General features: G+C 44.5%; 12 protein-coding genes. 10 read left to right on the forward strand and 2 right to left on the reverse strand.

Translation table 11 applies throughout. The features are described from left to right. Nucleotides 1–156 precede the first annotated feature (156 nt). From MHH56_RS06465 to MHH56_RS06500, 8 genes are all read left to right on the forward strand, one after another. Nucleotides 157–3597, forward strand: a complete 3441-nt coding sequence (locus MHH56_RS06465; RefSeq protein ID WP_339207384.1) for an S-layer homology domain-containing protein — start codon at nucleotides 157–159, stop codon at nucleotides 3595–3597. 738 nt (nucleotides 3598–4335) lie between these two features. Next, complete coding sequence (locus MHH56_RS06470) at nucleotides 4336–5451, forward strand: GTP-binding protein (RefSeq protein WP_339207386.1); 1116 nt, start codon at nucleotides 4336–4338, stop codon at nucleotides 5449–5451. Between the two features lie 133 nt (nucleotides 5452–5584). Then, complete coding sequence (locus tag MHH56_RS06475) at nucleotides 5585–6115, forward strand: hypothetical protein (RefSeq protein ID WP_339207387.1); 531 nt, start codon at nucleotides 5585–5587, stop codon at nucleotides 6113–6115. Nucleotides 6116–6422: 307 nt separating this feature from the next. Continuing rightward, nucleotides 6423–8912, forward strand: a complete 2490-nt coding sequence (locus MHH56_RS06480) for an EAL domain-containing protein (RefSeq protein ID WP_339207388.1) — start codon at nucleotides 6423–6425, stop codon at nucleotides 8910–8912. A gap of 199 nt (nucleotides 8913–9111) precedes the next feature. Beyond that, nucleotides 9112–9639 (forward strand): sigma-70 family RNA polymerase sigma factor, encoded by a 528-nt coding sequence (locus MHH56_RS06485; protein ID WP_339207390.1) that lies wholly within the window; start codon nucleotides 9112–9114, stop codon nucleotides 9637–9639. Between the two features lie 65 nt (nucleotides 9640–9704). Next, nucleotides 9705–10880, forward strand: coding sequence for a hypothetical protein (locus MHH56_RS06490; protein WP_339207391.1), 1176 nt, complete (start codon nucleotides 9705–9707; stop codon nucleotides 10878–10880). After that, nucleotides 10877–11830: an ABC transporter ATP-binding protein gene (locus MHH56_RS06495; RefSeq protein WP_339207392.1), complete on the forward strand. Its 954-nt coding sequence runs from the start codon at nucleotides 10877–10879 to the stop codon at nucleotides 11828–11830. The genes MHH56_RS06490 and MHH56_RS06495 overlap by 4 nt, the downstream gene beginning before the upstream one ends. After that, nucleotides 11827–12696 (forward strand): ABC transporter permease, encoded by an 870-nt coding sequence (locus MHH56_RS06500; protein WP_339207393.1) that lies wholly within the window; start codon nucleotides 11827–11829, stop codon nucleotides 12694–12696. The genes MHH56_RS06495 and MHH56_RS06500 overlap by 4 nt, the downstream gene beginning before the upstream one ends. A 51-nt stretch (nucleotides 12697–12747) precedes the next feature. Here the strand turns inward: MHH56_RS06500 and MHH56_RS06505 are convergent, their stop codons facing one another. Continuing rightward, nucleotides 12748–13272 carry a GNAT family N-acetyltransferase gene (locus MHH56_RS06505; RefSeq protein ID WP_339207394.1) on the reverse strand — a complete coding sequence of 175 codons (525 nt, stop codon included), beginning with the start codon at nucleotides 13270–13272 and terminating at the stop codon, nucleotides 12748–12750. A gap of 206 nt (nucleotides 13273–13478) precedes the next feature. Here MHH56_RS06505 and MHH56_RS06510 point away from each other — a divergent pair, with 206 nt between their 5' ends. Then, nucleotides 13479–14516 carry a LacI family DNA-binding transcriptional regulator gene (locus tag MHH56_RS06510; protein WP_339207395.1) on the forward strand — a complete coding sequence of 346 codons (1038 nt, stop codon included), beginning with the start codon at nucleotides 13479–13481 and terminating at the stop codon, nucleotides 14514–14516. A 36-nt stretch (nucleotides 14517–14552) separates the two neighbouring features. Further along, a complete protein-coding gene (locus MHH56_RS06515) occupies nucleotides 14553–16745 on the forward strand; it encodes an alpha-galactosidase (RefSeq protein WP_339207396.1) in 2193 nt (730 codons plus the stop codon). Between the two features lie 188 nt (nucleotides 16746–16933). Here the strand turns inward: MHH56_RS06515 and MHH56_RS06520 are convergent, their stop codons facing one another. Beyond that, nucleotides 16934–17230, reverse strand: coding sequence for a hypothetical protein (locus MHH56_RS06520; protein ID WP_339207397.1), 297 nt, complete (start codon nucleotides 17228–17230; stop codon nucleotides 16934–16936). Between the last annotated feature and the right edge of the window lie 192 nt (nucleotides 17231–17422).

Consider the following 17422-nt stretch of genomic DNA (forward strand, 5'->3'; position numbering starts at 1 on the left):
ACTACGAATCGACGCCAAAATGCGCGTGGATACTGTCTTTTTCGACTTTATTTGCGCAAAACTAACTTTAGTTGGTGTTTTTTTGAAAGCCTAGCATTTATGCTAAAGCCCGTATGCAACTATAACTTATTCATGATTTGGGAGTGAACTATTCGTATGGCACAAGGATCAATACTAGTTGGGAAAAAGGTAAAAAGTATTCTAATACGAGTTATGTGTTTCGCATTAATTATTTCATTATTTGGGCCTTTGACGAATGCATCACAGGTATTTGCGGCGCCAGGCTTTAGCGGCGGAACTGGATCTGTTGAGGATCCTTATATCGTTACGACACCTGAGCAGTTAGATAACGTGCGAAATTATTATTCGGTAAATTTCAAGCTCGGCAGTAATATCGATTTAACGGATTATCTTTCTGAAGGTGAAGGAGGGTACAATGATGGACAGTTTTGGAAGCCCTTCGGTAACTTTTTCGGCACCTTCGATGGTGATGGTTATGTGATTAAGGGACTGAGAACGAATAGCAACGAAAATTTTGTCGGTCTCTTCGGACAAGTAGCTGCAGGATCTTTTATAAAAAATATAGGGTTAGAAAATGTGGATATCATAGGTGGAATGTTTACTGGTGGTTTAGTGGGCGGTTTAAGGGGCTCTTCATCAACAGTGTCGAACAGTTATGTTACAGGCGATGTTAAAGGGATGAATTATACAGGCGGTCTAATAGGGTACAAAGAAGAAGCAAAGATCATAAATAGCTATACGATAACCAATGTTTCAGGCACTTCTCAATTAGGCGGTTTAGTTGGACTTGAATATAAAGGTTCGATTACAAACAGTTTTGCTGCAGGTTATGTCGCAACTGCCTATCTTAGCGGGGGGCTAGTGGGCGGTACTTATGGAGGTGCTGACGCTAGCGTAGACGTAGATAGCTTCTATGATAGAGAGATTTCAAAACAATATGATAATTCAGGAAAAGGAATGCCTAAGTTAACGGCTGAGATGAAAACAGAATCCACTTTTACGAATTGGGACTTTGACTCAGAGTGGTTTATAAAAGAGGGGAACTATCCTCAACTGCAAGTTTTCTTGGCAGAAACTCCTACAGCGGATGTAGAAGAAGGAGCTGTTGAATGGAAGACAGAAGTGGAGCTTAGCAGTGGGACAATAGGCGCATCCATTTATTATACGACGAACGGCGATGTGCCGACGCTTAGCAGTACACGCTACAGCTCGCCTATCGTGGTGACAAATGATATGACGATTAAAGCAATTGCAGCTAAAGGAATGACCTATAATGAAGTTATGATTCAGAGCTATACGATATTAGGGGGAGCAGAAGCACCAACAACGGGGAAATTATCACCAGGAACAAATGTTGACACTACGCGTTTGGATGGTGTTACCGATGAAGTGGAGCTCAAACTAAATAATGGGCTTTATGTGGCGATTGCAGCGGGCACTGCTTTTATTGACAACCTAAGCGTACAAGTTGGGGATGTGTTATCGCTTCGTACAAAAGCAACATCGGATAAAGCGGCATCTTTTGCACAAGTATTAACGGTAGGTCTTGCGGACATTAAGCCAAGAAGCACGGTGTCCACGCTGACCTCGACAATAGGAACAGTAAGTACTGGCACAACAGCAAATGAAAAGATAACAAACATTCCATATGGAACAACGTTAGCCGATTTTAAGGAAGCAATTACACCAGCAGCCGCTGCGACGTTTGAAGTCTATGAGGCGAATGGAATAAACCAAGCAAACTCTTTAGCGACAGGCAACAAAGTCATCGTTACAGCGCAAGATAGAACAACGAAGACCACGTACACCATAACAGTGCAAGAAGGAGCACCAACAGGGATTTTATCACCTGGAACAATCGCAGCAACGACACGTTTGAATGGCGTAACAGATAAGATGGAGTACAAAATCAATAAAGGGAATTACGTTGCGGTTGCAACGGGTACAACTTCAGTTGATAACATAAGCGTGCAAGCGGGAGACACAATCTCCGTTCGTACAGCAGCAACATCAGAAAACCTTGCATCTGTTGTACAAGTGTTGACGGTAAGTCTAGCGGACATTAAGCCAAATAGTACGGTGTCCACGTTGACCTCGACAATGGGAGATGTAAGCACTGACGGAACAGCAGATGAAACGATAACGAATATTCCATACGGAACAACGTTAGATGAGTTTATTGATGCGATCACTCCAGCAGTGCATGCCACGTTTGTTGTCTATGAGGCGGACGGAATAAAAGAAGCTGACACATTGGTAACGGGCAACAAGGTTATTGTTACAGCGCAGGATACAACGACGAAGACCACATACATCGTAACGATGCAAGCAGCGCCGCCAGCAGGGCATTTGTCACCAGGAACAAACGTTGGAACAACGCGTTTGAATGGGGTTACAGATAAGATGGAGTACAAATACAATAGCGGAAATGATATTGATTTTGTAACGGCAACTAATTTTGTAGCGATTGCAACGGGTCAGACCTCTGTAGATAACATTAATGTACAAGCAGGAGACACAATCTCCGTTCGTACAGCTGCAACACCAGAAAATCCTGCATCTGCTATACAAGTGCTGACGGTTGGATTAGCGGACATTAAGCAAAAAAGCACGGTGTCCACATTGACTTCGACAATAGGAACAGTAAGCACAGGTGGAACTGAAGATGAAACAATAACGAACATTCCATATGGAACAACGTTAGCCGCATTTAAGGCAGCGATCACGCCAGCAGCTTATGCGACTTTTGAAGTCTATGAGGCGGACGGCGAGAATGAGGCAGAAACTTTAGAGACAGGCATCAAGGTTGTCGTTACAGCGCAAGATACTACAACGAAGACCACTTATACTGTAACTGTGAATGCAGCGCCAGTTGTAGTACCAACACCGACGTCAACAGCGCCAACAGGACCGAGTGTACCGACAGTACCAACACCGACACCGATAGCACCAACACCCACGCCTGTTGTCAACAAACCTGTTTACAACGACAAAGTGGATAAAGCATTTGTAGCTGAAATGAAGGCAAAGGCTGAAGCAGCAGCTCCAACAACCTTTAAGGATGTAAAATCAACTTCTTGGAGTTTTGCTGACATTGATTTCGCTGCACGGGCAGGGATTGTAAAGGGTTATGCAGGCGATAAATTCCGTGGTGAAGCGAAAGTAACACGCGGTGAGTTTGCTCAAATGCTCGTAAATGCACTCGGATTCACATCTAACGCAGCGCAAGAGCTGACGGATGCTAAGGGTCACTTTGCGGAGAAAGCAATTAGGGCCATAATGGAAAACGGCATTATGACGGGATATGCAGATGGCAGCTTCGAACCCAATCGTGAAATTACAAGAGCAGAAATTGCAGCACTATTAGCAAGGCTGCTGGATATTTCTCTTTTGAGTACAGAAGCGAAATTCCAGGATATCACTGCGAATTGGGCAGAAGATCAAATCAACGCACTAGCTAACGCTGGGATCATTAATGGTAAGAATGGACAAAAATTCGAGCCTAAAGCAAGCGCAACTAGAGAAGAAGCCGTTGTGTTGATCGTCCGTCTTCTGAAGATGGTACCCACTAATTAAGCGAGTATAGTTAATTTAATTGTAGTCTCTAATCCAAGGGCTGTCCCTAAAGTAAATTCCGAATCATTCAGCCCCCCACTTTTCACGTAATATTCTTGAAAAAAGAACCTTCAGATTCACTCTCGTAGTGGTTTTGAAGGTTCTTTTGCACACACTATGGGATTTTCTCGCACCGATTTAACCTTTTGGGATATCCCCTTTTCTAATTCGGCAAATATGCACTTCTACATCGTTCTTAATTATTTTCTATCTTGCACATTCGCAGGGTAGAAGCATCTTTCTCACACTTGCATTGATCTATACTGTATTTCCTACAATATAAGCGACTCAAAAGTGCTAAAATCGCAGACCATATAGCAAGTTATTGCAAAAATACAACATAAATATCCAACACAGCTTAAGATGGGAGAAGTTCCTGCAATTGTGCAGGATAGCTGGACGTTGATCGCGGAGTTTGGTGTTGGAGACTTCTCAAAATAGCATCAAAACAAAAGACTTGCTGCATCGTCTTCAAAAATATGAAAACCAGCAAACCGTGCTTGGAGATCGAAATAGTTATAGTCAATATTTCTGTTCAAAGTGAGCTATCCCTTCAGTGAGCAAAACGCTTTTTGGACAGCCCCTTTCTTTTTGCTTGATTGCAGTCCTGCTTACGAAAAGATGAATGAACGTAACAATTACGATATAATAGAATTATTCAAATGCGTTTAAAATTTGTTACATACAGGAGAACTTACAATGACTAATAGAGAAAAACACATACCGGTTCATTTGCTGTCTGGTTTTCTTGGAAGCGGGAAGACGACGCTGCTGAGAAGATTGTTGGATTATTACACCGCGCAGGGATTGAAGCCGGCGGTCATTATGAACGAGCTTGGCGATATTAACCTTGATGGTCAGCTTGTAGGGGATGAAGTGCCGATGGCTGAGATGCTAAGCGGCTGTATCTGCTGCACGATGCGGGGCGATTTGGGGATGGAGATCAGCATGCTCATTGACGAGCATAAGCCTGACGTCATTTTTATTGAATCGACTGGTGCTGCCAATCCGATGGAGACGTTGGATGGGATAACCGAGGCAGCGATGTATAAGGAAATCGATCTACGCAGTGTTATCACGATTGTTGATGGCCCTGAGCTGCTCGCGCGGAGCCGCGACGGGAAGGGTCGCACGTTCAAGCTGATGCTGGAGCAAATAAAATGTGCTACGATTTTGCTGTTGAATAAGGCGGACAAGCTGGAGCCGGATCAGCTAGTTGAAGCGCAGCAGCAGCTGCGGGAATTAAATGCCCATGCTCAAATTATAGCAACCGTGCGCTGCGCAATTGACGATTGGAGCTGGCTTGAAGCAGCTGGAAATACGGATCGACATGCAGCTGTGCATGCTGGTGATAAGGCGTTAGACATACATGAGCGCGCATCAGCCGCGCATGGTCATAGCCATGACAGCCAAGTATGCTCAGTAGCTGGATGTACCCATGACCACGGCGATGGCGTTCACTTCCATGATGATGACCTTAGCAGCCACAACCACAGCAGCCATCATCATTCGCATGACCATGTTATGGTTGTGACGCATTATTGGCGCGGTCCTGTGAGCAGTGAAGCCTTCGAATCTCTGCTGCAAAAGCTTCCAGCTAACATTTACCGCGCAAAAGGGATTGTGACGTTCACGGATGCGCCTAGCCGGTTCCTGTTCCAATATGCGTATAAGGAATCTGATTTTATGAGAATCGAGCCGCAAGGACATGTAAACGATGTTGCGGTATTTATTGGAGAGCATTTTTCCAAAGAATGGCTGCAAAATGAGCTGGAGCTACTTGAGCAGCACTTGAACATAGAGACGCAGGGGTAATCAACTTGCTGTAGGGATATGTCGAAAATTGCCATTATCATGTCTATTCCTGTGATTGCTTGGGCAAAATAATGCTGACGAGGCATGACCATCGTCTCTGCATCACGAATGTAATAGAAAGGTGTGGCAACAAATGATTAGAAAATGGTTTATTCCTATGGTAGCGCTGCTTGTACTGTTTTCAGTCGCTCCCGTATGGGCAGCGAAGTCGGTTACTGCTTTGCCTGATGCTTCACTAGTGGTTCTTCACCCTAAAGAGTCTGATATAGACAAAGAGCATAAGCATTACAAAGGGAAAATGACTCGCAAAGATTTTGAGGCTTACCGGCTGGAGAAGCTGAAGGAAATAGCGACCTATTTTGGTATTCAAGCCGATGGCAAGTCAGCGGAGCAGCTGAAGAAGGAAGTTGAGGCTGCGAAGCTTGCCAATAAAGATAAATGGGAAGCATTTAAAGCAGAGCATCAAGCGAAGCGGCTGGAGCATTTGCGTGAGATTGCGAAGGAACATGGCATTAAAACAGAAGGCAAGACGTCGGAGCAGCTGCGCGAAGAGCTATATAAGCTGCATGGCGGAAAAGGCAAACGTCCCCATCGCTTAGAGGATCATGACCGCAGCAACGAGGATAATGATGTTAAAGAGAAGAACAAACAAAATCAAGTGTAAGTGAACGATTCCATGGCCTCCCCTGTCATAGACAGAGGGGGCTTTTCTTCGTGTAGATATAATGGATTTAAATGAAAAGTGCTGGACTTTATTACTAGATATCATACAAATGAGAATAGATGCTATCGACCCTTGTCGTTTCAAAAAATAAAGAAATAAAGTGGTTTTTTGTCGAAATATATAGTGTTATTATCCTATTTTTATCATTGTGTTTGGGTCAAAATGTCAAGTATACTAGAACCGTATCATAATTTGACATATTACGTCGTTTTCTGCTTTCTCCGACAACAAGGGGCTGATAGATCGGATGAGAAAGATTAGGCTAAGCATCGCTCAAAAATTAATATTTTCCATAGGCCTGCTCGTTATTCTTTCATTTGGTCTATTGGTAACCGCTCACCTCATCAAGCTTTATCATTCCAACCTGCGCGAAAGCGAGCTTCTTGCACAGACGGAATCCATGGCCTACATAAATCCTTTCACTAAAACGATGGATCAAACGATGATGATGCTGGAAACGCTTGAAGTAACCATGACTCAAATGGGCAAAAACCAGATGCAAAATCGTGAATACATAGTCGAGCTGCTTAAGCAAATGCTTATCAAACATCCTGATCTATTAGGCGTTTATACGTTGTGGGAGCCTAATGCCTATGACGGGAAAGATGCATTTTACAAAAATAAAAACAGCTATGACGATGCTACGGGGCGCTTCATTCCTTATGTCGTTCGCGAGGATCAGTCCATTCAACTGCTGGCCATTGCAAATTACGAGGATAAGGAGAAAGGCAGCTTCTATCAAACGCCTAAACTTACGAAATCTTTTTCACTTATAGAGCCATATTCCTATGATATAGATGGTAAATCAATAATGATGATTTCCCTTGTGCTGCCTCTATTGAATGAGCAAAATGAGTTTTTAGGTATAGTAGGAGCAGATATTTCACTTGAATCGATGCAGAAACAGATCGAAGCTTTCCGGCCGCTAGGAGGATACTCCACGATTATTACGACGGATAACCAATATTTGGCTAACGGCAAGTACCCTGAGCTTGTGAACACACCGTATCGGTTATGGTCTAATAAGGATGAGCTTGAGGCGATGAAAGGGACGGATTCAAGAATTGCCTATACACGAGACTCGCAGGACAAAGAGACCGTGCTGCGTTTGCTTCATCCGATTCTTGTTCACAATGTGCTTTGGCATATTGAAACGATCATCCCCAAAAAGAACATGTTATCCAATTACTACAAAAGCCTTTGGGAATCGATACTCATCACGGGTATTGCTTTATTTTTGATGGCGATTGCTATGGTGTCGCTTGTAAGGAAAATCATTTTAGTTAATATTTATAAAGTTGTACAAGCCACCTCGGCTGTCGCAATTGGAGGCGAAGAACAGCAGCTAGCCATTCATACGAATGATGAGTTTGAATACATGGCTAATCATTTTAATCATATGCTTATCCAGCGCAAGGAAGCGGAGAAATTAATTGAATATCAATCGACACATGATCTAATGACGGGACTTCCTAATCGCTATGCTTATCATCGCCATATGGAAGGGAAATTAGCAGAGCAAGACAAGAAACAAGGCCATATAGCTTTGCTTTTCATAGACCTTGATCGGTTCAAAATGATAAATGATATGCTCGATCATACGATGAGTGACCAATTGCTCCAGAAAATGGCGCATCGAATTATGATTACCGTCGGCAGCTCGGGGAAAGTATTCCGCTTCGGGGGGGACGAGTATATCGTGCTGCTAGAGCAAGTTACTTTTCTCCATGTGGCGATGCATAAAGCAGAAGAAATTTTATCAGCTATTTCCCAGCCCATTGGGCTTGAGGATCGGATGTTTTATATTACAGCAAGCATTGGAATGAGCATTCATCATGAATGGACGCCTGCGACTGCAGACCAGCTGGTGAAGGAAGCGGATATTGCGATGTATGTGGCGAAGAAAGAGCGAAATACATGCAAACTATATTCTCCTACGATTAATGATGTAACGAAGAAGGAGCTTATTCTTGAGAGCAGCATGTCCAAAGCGCTGGAGCTGGGCCAATTTATGCTTTATTACCAGCCAAAGGTTGATTTAGCTACTGGCTCTATTTATGGGGCGGAAGCATTAATTAGATGGAATCACCCGGAGCTTGGTATGGTGTCACCGCTTGATTTTATTCCGATTGCGGAGAAAACCGGCTTTATTATTTCGCTTGGTGAATGGGTGCTGTTTACTGCCTGCCAGCAAATTAAAGAATGGGAACGCATGGGGCTGCAGCAGATCTCAATCAGTGTAAATATGTCGATGATCCAATTCCAGCAGAAACAAATCGTCCATACGATTGAAAGAATCATTTCGGATGCAGGGATTCGGCCTCATCAAATTGAGCTGGAAATTACAGAGTCGATTTTTATGGATAATGCGGCTCATACGCTTAACATACTGCATGAGCTTCAGCAGCTCGGCGTTAAGCTGTCGCTTGATGATTTTGGAACGGGGTATTCGTCGCTCAGCTACTTGCAAAATATTCCGCTGCACACGTTAAAGATCGACAAATCCTTTATAAGCGGCATCGTAAACGATTATAAGAAACAAATGATTTTTAAATCGGTCGTCGTTATCGCTCACAATTTAAATTTAAAGGTTGTGACCGAAGGAGTAGAGACAGAGGAAGAGCTGCGGATTATTAACGACCACCACTGCGATGCTGCTCAAGGATATATTTATAGCCCTCCTGTTGCGGCACCGAGATTTGTACAGCTGTATATGGAACATAATAAGGAAGCCTGATGGACATTCCGTCTCCCGTCAAACGTGGAGGCGGTTTTTTATTAGACCAGTTTTATTTTCGTATAACCGTTACGTTTTGAGCTTGTCGATAAATATGACATTCGTTTGGTAAAATATTGTTGAGCGATAGGTGTTACAAAATGATCTAAGGCATCGTCTTCTTTATAGCTTGAGCAAAAAACGTAAGGAGGTAAACGGAATGGAACATTCGGCGCCGGATTTGTTTCGTCAACAGTTTAATACACATTATCCTGCGGTTAGACGAAAGCTTGTCGCACTTATACGCGATGAAGCAGCTGCGGAGGATCTTGCCCAGGAAACATTTCTAAGGCTTTACCGGAATCCACCGGATCAGCCTGAAGCAATAGGAGGCTGGCTTCATCGCGTATTAACGAGGCTGGCTTATGATTATATGGATAAAAAAGCACGAGAGCGTGCTCTAACACAAAAGCAGGAACAAAGCATACTCGCACAGCCGCAAGCGGTTCAGTCGAATGAACAGCAGTTGATTGATAAGGACGAGCAGGAACGGGTTAGAGGCTGGTTAGATACGCTACCCGAACGGGACAAAAAAATGCTTCTGCTCCGATATGAAGGATACAGCTATGCGGAAATCGCAGAGCAGCTCCAGCTGCGGCAGCCGCAGGTCGGGACGATGCTGCGCAGAGCCGGGGCTAGGCTGAAGCGCCATGCGCATAAGGCAGAAGGAGCTTTGTCTCATGAATGATGTGCGATGGCCAGCGCCTGCTGCACTTAGCATGAAAGGTCAAAACCTTTTAGGAGGAGTCCAAGATGACAAAAAATGATGAAATAAACAAAAAAGAAGCAGAGCAAATGTCGGCTGCATGGGCGCGTCTAGAGAAACAGCTTCAAGCCTCAGAGCAATCGCCGCTTTGGGAGCAATGGGAAGAACAAGGCAAGCATGCTGCTGAGCTCAATAAGGAGTCAACAGCTGCTGCTAGCGCTGCGCAAACAAAAGCTGCTGCCGTTCAAACGTATCCTGAACAAATGCAAGCAAATGTGGTTCCGTTAGGACGAGCTCGTACTTCATCCAGTCCAGCTGCTAATAAACCGAATAAAAGTGGGGCGGCAGGCCGCTGGTTCAAAAAGAACGTTGGCAAAACAATAGCAGCATGCGCAGCAGCTATCATTACGGTAGTTATTGCGACGCCCTCAACAAATGAAGCATTGGCGGCATGGCTTAATACGTTCCGAATGGATAACGTAATGATTGTGCAGCAAAATGATTTGGAGTCGCTCATGAACAGCTTCATGAAGGATGGCGAAACGCGTGAAACCGTTAACCGTTTCGGCACCTTCGAGCAGACGACTGTCGGAAGCTGGTCAAAGATGACCGTAGATCAAGCTTCTAAGGAGCTGGGTTTTGCTGTTCCAACATTGACGGTTCCAGAGATTCAGTTAGGTGCCATATCATCGATGTCAGCTCAGACGATTGCCTTCCGCCTAAATGTGGATGAAATCAATAGTGCAATGCGTAAGCTGGGCGCAGATAAGCTGCTGCCGAAATCAGTAGACGGCAAAGCAATTGAATTCAACACAGGCCAAGGTGTAACGATCACGTATGAACCTAAGGAAGGAAGTACTTCTAAGCAAAGCCTATGGGTTGAATATATTAAGCAGCCTAGCATCAAAATTGATCCTTCTGTGGATGCAAAGGATGCCTATGAGGCTGTCATTCGCTTCCCAGCGCTTCCTGATCATTTGCGCAAATCGCTTATGCAAGCATCAAACATGGAAAACGGAGAAATTCCATTTCCGCTCATTACAAATGAAAAGCCGGAGAAAATCGTTATTGAAGGGGTTGATGTATATTTGAATCAATCCGCTGACCATAGTTATGCAAATGCGATGTGGCTTAAAGATGGCGTTGTAGCAAGCGCACACTTTAATGATTTTGAGGACAAACAAAAAGTACAGTCGCTTATTGCGGAGCTGATTCATCCATGAGTGCTGTTGCTATTGAAACCATCGGATTATGCAAGGATTACGGCGAAGGACGCGGCTGCCACGATGTTACACTGACGATTAGAGAAGGGGAAGCCTTTGGCTTCCTCGGTCCTAATGGAGCGGGAAAAAGCACGATAGTGAAAATGCTCACAGGCCTTATTAAACCAACCTCAGGTAAAGCTCAAATCTTCGGACAGCCTTCAGGATCAATCGAGGCTAGACGGAGATTTGGCTATTTGCCTGAGTTGTTTCGTTATCCGGATTGGTTGACGGGCGAAGAGGTTTTGGCTTTTCATGCAAAGTTGTGTGAGCTCGACCGCTCTATGGCCAAACGACGCATTCATCAGCTTCTCGACGATGTGGGCATTGGCAGCCGGGGAAGCGACAGGCTCAAAGGGTATTCGAAGGGGATGCAGCAGCGGCTTGGACTCGCATGCGCTTTACTAACAAATCCGGATATCGTTTTTCTTGACGAGCCGGCTTCAGCGCTTGATCCCGTTGGCAGGCATGAGGTGCGGGAATTGCTTGCTAGGCTGAGAAGCCAAGGGAAAACGATCTTTCTTAATTCGCATTTGCTTGAGGATGTGGAACAGTTGTGCGACAAGGTCGCTCTACTGAATAACGGAAAAGTGCTGGCGGAGGGAAAGGTATCCGATGTGCTGAGCTCGCAGTCGAGCTGGCGTTTGCGTGTAAGCGGTTATACCCCTTTAGCAGCTGAACGTATCCAGCAGCTGATAGGCGTGAATGTGATCGTGTCGAACGCTGAGCAGGATGATGCATCTGTTTGGCTGGAGATTGAACTGGAAAATGACGAGCAAATAGGATTGGTCAATTATATTCTTATTGAGCTGGGATTGACGCTTTATGAGGTTGGGAAATTGCAATCACGGCTCGATGAGTGGTTTATGCAGGCCGTAACGGGCCTTGAGCATAGGGGGGAGCGCAGATGATCGCGGTTTGGGGCCTAACTTGGAAGGAGCTCGTTCGTAAAAGAGTAACGCTTATGACGATCATCATGACGGTTCTCTTCTGGATTGCTTACTGGTTTATTGCTGATGCTATCGCCGGCGGCGAGGTGAATGTTGCGACTTCTATGAACTTATTCGAAAATTTTGCCCGCAGTGCAATGATTATGACATTAGGTTTCTTCTTTGGCGCTTTTGCGGTTTCCTTCCTTTCTATATTCAGCTCCGTTGCGGCTGTGACAGGGGAAGCAGAGCAGGGCGTTCTTCAATCCGTACTCGCAAGGCCCATTACGCGCTGGAAGTGGTTTTTGGGCAGATGGCTCGGCTTTGTCAGTTATGTTGCGTTATATGCATTCCTGTTATTCAGCTCAATTATTCTTATCAGCTGGGCAGAAACTGGCGTCTTATTCAACATGATGGTGTACTTCAAATCACTTTTGTTTTTTATGTCTGTTATTCCGCTATTAGTATCCTTAACGATGCTCGGCTCCTGTTATTTAAGTCCTTTAGGAAACGGCATATGGATGACGATGCTCTTCGGTATGGGCTGGCTTGGCAGTACGATTGGCCGGTTTATGAGCACAGGTAGGATTCAAATGAAAGGGATGCAAACACTTGAGACCATAACAGGCTTAATTAAGCTGGCTATGCCGGCGGATACTTTGCAGCAACGCATGCTTAACGAATTATTTTCAATCTCTGAGCTTAGAGGCTTATATAACATTAACGCAGAGCTAAGTATTTTCTCTATTAACGGAGCGGCATCAAATTCCTTTTTAATTTATTGCGGTATTTACACGGCTGCTCTGCTCGGCATAGGTATACTAATTATGAGGCGAAAAGATTTTTAAGCGGGGCTGCCCCTTTTTGGAGGAGGCAGTCGACTGCTTTTTTTTATGTCTTTATGGAAGATTGGATGCCATTAAAGTGGGGAAGCCTGCATAAATAGTATGATTTTTGTTGAAAATAAAAGCTTCTCTTTCTTTGGCAAAGCCAATTTTCTCGGCAACACGAATGGACGCTAAATTATTGGGGTCTATAATACTGATCAATTTTTGCAAGCCTAAGTGATGAAAACCATATTGCTTGCAAGCCATGGCTGCTTCAGAGGCGAATCCGTTGGACCAATATTTTTTATTTATATGGTAGCCGATTTCTACCTCAATTGTTCCATTTATCGTTTGTTTAACAAGGCCACAATCACCGATTAGTTCATCCGTTGCCCTTAAGCAGACTCCCCATAAACCAAATCCATCGTTTTTGTAGCGTGCTTCATTTCTTTTTATCCAATTTTGAGTTTCTTGGACAGTAAACGGTGCTGGATAATTAGCCATCGTTTCGGGGTCAGAAAAAATAGCATGTAAGCCTTCAAAATCTTTCTCTTTGTAGCATCTCAAATATAATCTATCCGTTTTAATAACAATCATATAATTACCCCTCCTTCGATGAGAATTAAATAATTCCACTAAATTATAACAGTAGTTATTCATAAATTCACCGATAATGCTTCTTCTTCATTAGGTATGAAAAGTGATTTCAATAAAAATGCAATAGGGTGCTTGTGGACTTTGCGAGCGTCTGCTAAACTAAAGTTGTTATTCAGTAAATTTATTAACTAAATACGGAGTGTGGCATGGCAACGATAAAAGATATTGCGCAGGAGGCAGGCGTTTCAGCTGCTACCGTATCCAGGGTTTTGAACAATGATGTCACCTTGGCAGTAAGTGAGGAAACGCGTACTCGAATATTCAGCATTGCCGAGCAGCTGCAATATAAGCCGTCCAGGCTGCGAAGAATGAAGAAGGAAGAGCAGCTCTCGCGTCAGCAAATCGGTTTGCTCATGTGGTCGACACTGGAAGATGAGCATGATGATCCTTATTTCTCCTCCATTCGCAAAGGCATTGAAACGCGCTGCGAGGAGCTTGGAATCAACATTGTGAAAGTGCTTCGCGGCAACAGTCGAGTGGAGATGCAGTCGTTCAACGAGCTGGATGGTGTGATTGTTGTAGGCTCCATTCATGATGAGGATGTTAATCAGTTGTATAGCAACGGAAATCGGCTTGTATTTGTGAACCATTCAGGCGAACTGTATGAGTATGACACCGTAAAGCTGCATTTTGAGCAAGCAACCCGAGCAGTAATCAAACATCTTAGAGAACTAGGACACCAAAAAATAGGCTATATCGGCGGGAATGATTATATCCATCGTCTGAATCGTCAATTTGAGAGTACAGAGACGGATGAGCTTCGCCGTGTTTTTTTCGAGAAGGAGATGCGTGAGCGAGGTCTTTATGATGAAAACTTCGTCATTAAGGCATATTGGTCTTCTAACAGCGGATATGAGGCGATGAATCACATGCTTCAGCAAAGCTCGCGGCCAACCGCTTGTTTTATTGGAAGTGACCCCATGGCTGTAGGTGCTTTGCGCGCGCTGCATGAGCATGGTCTTCGGGTTCCTGAGGATATGGCGATTGTAGGTTTTGATGACATTGAAATCTCTGCATTTTTGAATCCGCCGCTAACGACGGTTCGCGCGCATACTGAGCATATGGGCAGAACGGCGGTACAACTGCTGCTTGAGCGGATCGAAGGCCGTGAGGCAGCTGTTCATATGACCGTTAATACGACACTCATCGTGCGGGAAAGCTGCGGCAGCTCTGTGAAATCGTAAGTATTCATTTATATAAACTTCTAGGAGGTTGTTATTTTGTCTATTCAATATAATCAACAGCTCTCGGTATTCCACCTGCAAGCGAAGGATACAAGCTATGTTATCCATATTACGAAATCAGGTTATCCTGCACATGTCTATTGGGGCAAAAAAATTCGCGGCGTGCAGCTGGAGCGTTTATTTGAGCTTAAGGAGCGGGCTTCATTCACGCCTAGCACAGAGCTGGACCAATTGGAACTGTCGCTGGATACGCTTCCGCATGAGTATCCTGCATACGGCAACTCTGATTTCCGCATGCCTGCATTTCAGGTCAAGCTTCCAAATGGAACAACAGTAACGGATCTGCGCTTTGATTCGCACCGCATTGTGGATGGAAAGCCGGCGCTTGCTGGATTGCCTGCAACGTATATTGAGAACGACTCGGAAGCGCAAACGCTTGAAATCACGCTGAAAGATGATTTGACAGGCTTGTCCGTCAGTTTGTCTTATACCGTATTTGAAAACTACGATGCGATTGCCCGTTCAGCTAGAATCGTCAACAACGGTACTGATACTTTGGATTTACAGCGCGCGTTCAGCATGAGCTTGGATTTTGCGCATGACAACTTTGAGATGCTTCAGCTCTCTGGTGCTTGGATTCGTGAGCGCCATATTCATAAGCGCAAGCTTGAGCCGGGTCTGCAATCGATCGAGAGCCGCCGAGGTTCAAGCAGCCATATGCAAAATCCGTTTGTCGCTTTGCTCTCTGAGGGTTCTACCGAGGATCACGGTGATGTATACGGTGTAAACCTTGTGTATAGCGGTAATTTTACGGCTGGCGTCGAGGTTGATCAATTCCATGCAGCAAGGCTATTCATTGGCATTAACCCATTCGACTTTAATTGGCGATTGGAGCCGGGTGAGGAGTTCCAAACGCCAGAGGCGGTAATGGTTCACTCTGAGCATGGCCTCGGCGGCATGTCACGCAGCTTCCATGATCTGTACCGTGCTCGCTTAATTCGCGGTACGTTCCGTGATCAAACACGTCCGATACTCGTCAACAACTGGGAAGCAACGTATTTTAACTTTAATGCAGATAAAATCGAAGATATTGCGCGTGCCGGCAAGGAGCTTGGCATCGAGCTGTTCGTACTGGATGATGGTTGGTTCGGCAAACGCGACAACGACACAACTTCGCTGGGGGATTGGTTTGTTGACCCGAAAAAGCTGCCCAACGGCTTAGAGGATTTGGTTAGCCGCGTGAAGCGTCTAGATATGCAATTCGGCCTATGGTTCGAGCCGGAAATGATTTCGCCAGAGAGCGAGCTGTACAAAGCTCATCCAGATTGGTGTTTGCATATCGACGGCCGCAGACGGACACAAGCGAGAAATCAACTCATTTTAGATTTGTCACGCGCGGACGTTCAACAATATATCGTTAAGTCGATATCGGATATTCTTTCAAGTGCGCCGATTACGTACGTGAAATGGGATATGAATCGCAATATGACAGAGATCGGTTCAGCACTTCTGCCTGCAGAGCGTCAACGCGAGACCGCTCATCGCTATATGCTGGGTCTCTATTCCGTGCTTGAAGAAATTACGTCTGCTTTCCCTGATGTATTGTTCGAGAGCTGCTCTGGCGGCGGCGGCCGCTTCGATGCGGGCATGCTGTATTACATGCCGCAAACATGGACAAGCGACAACTCCGACGCGGTATCCCGCCTGAAAATTCAATACGGAACAAGCATCGTTTACCCAGTAAGCGCGATGGGCGCTCACGTATCAGCCGTGCCTAACCATCAAGTGAATCGGATAACTTCCCTAGAAACAAGAGGAAATGTTGCGCTATCTGGAAACTTTGGTTATGAACTTGATCTGACTCAATTTACGGAGGAAGAGAAGACGACCGTTAAGGAGCAGGTTGCACTTTATAAGGATGTAAGGCATCTTGTGCAATTCGGAGATTTCTATCGTCTGCTTAGCCCGTTCGAAGGAAATGAAACGGCGTGGATGTTCGTTTCCAAGGATAAAAAAGAAGCATTTGTAGTGTTCGTTACTGTTCTGCAAGAGCCAAATCTGAAGCTTAATCGCTTCTGCCTCAAAGGCCTTGATCCGAACCGCGATTACAAGCTGCTTGGTGAAGAAACGGTATATGGCGGCGATCAGCTGCTATATGCTGGACTTGCAACTCCGCAATTTTATGGCGATTATGCAAGCAAGGTATACCGATTCCTCGCTGTGGAGTAAACGATCTAAAATAAAGGGGTTATCTCAAAAGTGGATTTAATTACTTTTGAGGTAACCCCTGTTTTTTTTAGCTTAGGTGTGAATAAAAAAATAGCGATGCAGGGGTCGTCCCTGTACCGCTATTTATTCCTTGTTCAAAAACGAGCAGACTGCTGCTCGGATTTTCACTTCTATTATGTATTATTGTACTAGCTGCTCATAGAAGATGAAGCTGCTGCAGCAATAAAAATAACGAAAATGATGATGTAAATTACGAGAATGATTGCCGCCCAAATTAAGGATGCTTTAAAATAGTTTTTCTTCGTTGGGTTGCCTTCACCAAACGCCCATACAAACATCATAATAACATTAACGATCGGAATGATTAAAATGAGTGTAGTGAGCATCCACTCTTTAATTGTAATGACAGGCGACATTTCCTGATTTTGTTGATGCCCGTATCCTGGTACACCGGGATTTACTGGGGGCTGCTGATAGTTATCCATTCTTTCTCTCCTCTGAGTTCATAGTGCTGTAACAATTTGGTCACAAATTGATTATATATAAATTCCCATAATTTACAACCCTTGAATTGAAGAAAATTGTTTTTTATTTATAAAATTTAGGGCTTGTATTCAATTATAGCGACAAAATAATAGATTAATTGATAGAAAATAAATGATATTATCGAGTATCAA

This window comes from Paenibacillus sp. FSL K6-3182 (assembly GCF_037976325.1).
GTDB lineage: Bacteria > Bacillota > Bacilli > Paenibacillales > Paenibacillaceae > Pristimantibacillus.

Excerpts from the sequence above, each read along its gene's own strand:
- MHH56_RS06465 (WP_339207384.1), top strand. The coding sequence starts at position 157 with ATGGCACAAGGATCAATACTAGTTGGGAAAAAGGTAAAAAGTATTCTA.
- MHH56_RS06480 (WP_339207388.1), top strand. The coding sequence starts at position 6,423 with ATGAGAAAGATTAGGCTAAGCATCGCTCAAAAATTAATATTTTCCATA.
- MHH56_RS06510 (WP_339207395.1), top strand. The coding sequence starts at position 13,479 with ATGGCAACGATAAAAGATATTGCGCAGGAGGCAGGCGTTTCAGCTGCT.
- MHH56_RS06470 (WP_339207386.1), top strand. The coding sequence starts at position 4,336 with ATGACTAATAGAGAAAAACACATACCGGTTCATTTGCTGTCTGGTTTT.
- MHH56_RS06500 (WP_339207393.1), top strand. The coding sequence starts at position 11,827 with ATGATCGCGGTTTGGGGCCTAACTTGGAAGGAGCTCGTTCGTAAAAGA.
- MHH56_RS06520 (WP_339207397.1), bottom strand. The coding sequence starts at position 17,230 with ATGGATAACTATCAGCAGCCCCCAGTAAATCCCGGTGTACCAGGATAC.
- MHH56_RS06505 (WP_339207394.1), bottom strand. The coding sequence starts at position 13,272 with ATGATTGTTATTAAAACGGATAGATTATATTTGAGATGCTACAAAGAG.
- MHH56_RS06490 (WP_339207391.1), top strand. The coding sequence starts at position 9,705 with ATGACAAAAAATGATGAAATAAACAAAAAAGAAGCAGAGCAAATGTCG.
- MHH56_RS06495 (WP_339207392.1), top strand. The coding sequence starts at position 10,877 with ATGAGTGCTGTTGCTATTGAAACCATCGGATTATGCAAGGATTACGGC.
- MHH56_RS06475 (WP_339207387.1), top strand. The coding sequence starts at position 5,585 with ATGATTAGAAAATGGTTTATTCCTATGGTAGCGCTGCTTGTACTGTTT.
- MHH56_RS06485 (WP_339207390.1), top strand. The coding sequence starts at position 9,112 with ATGGAACATTCGGCGCCGGATTTGTTTCGTCAACAGTTTAATACACAT.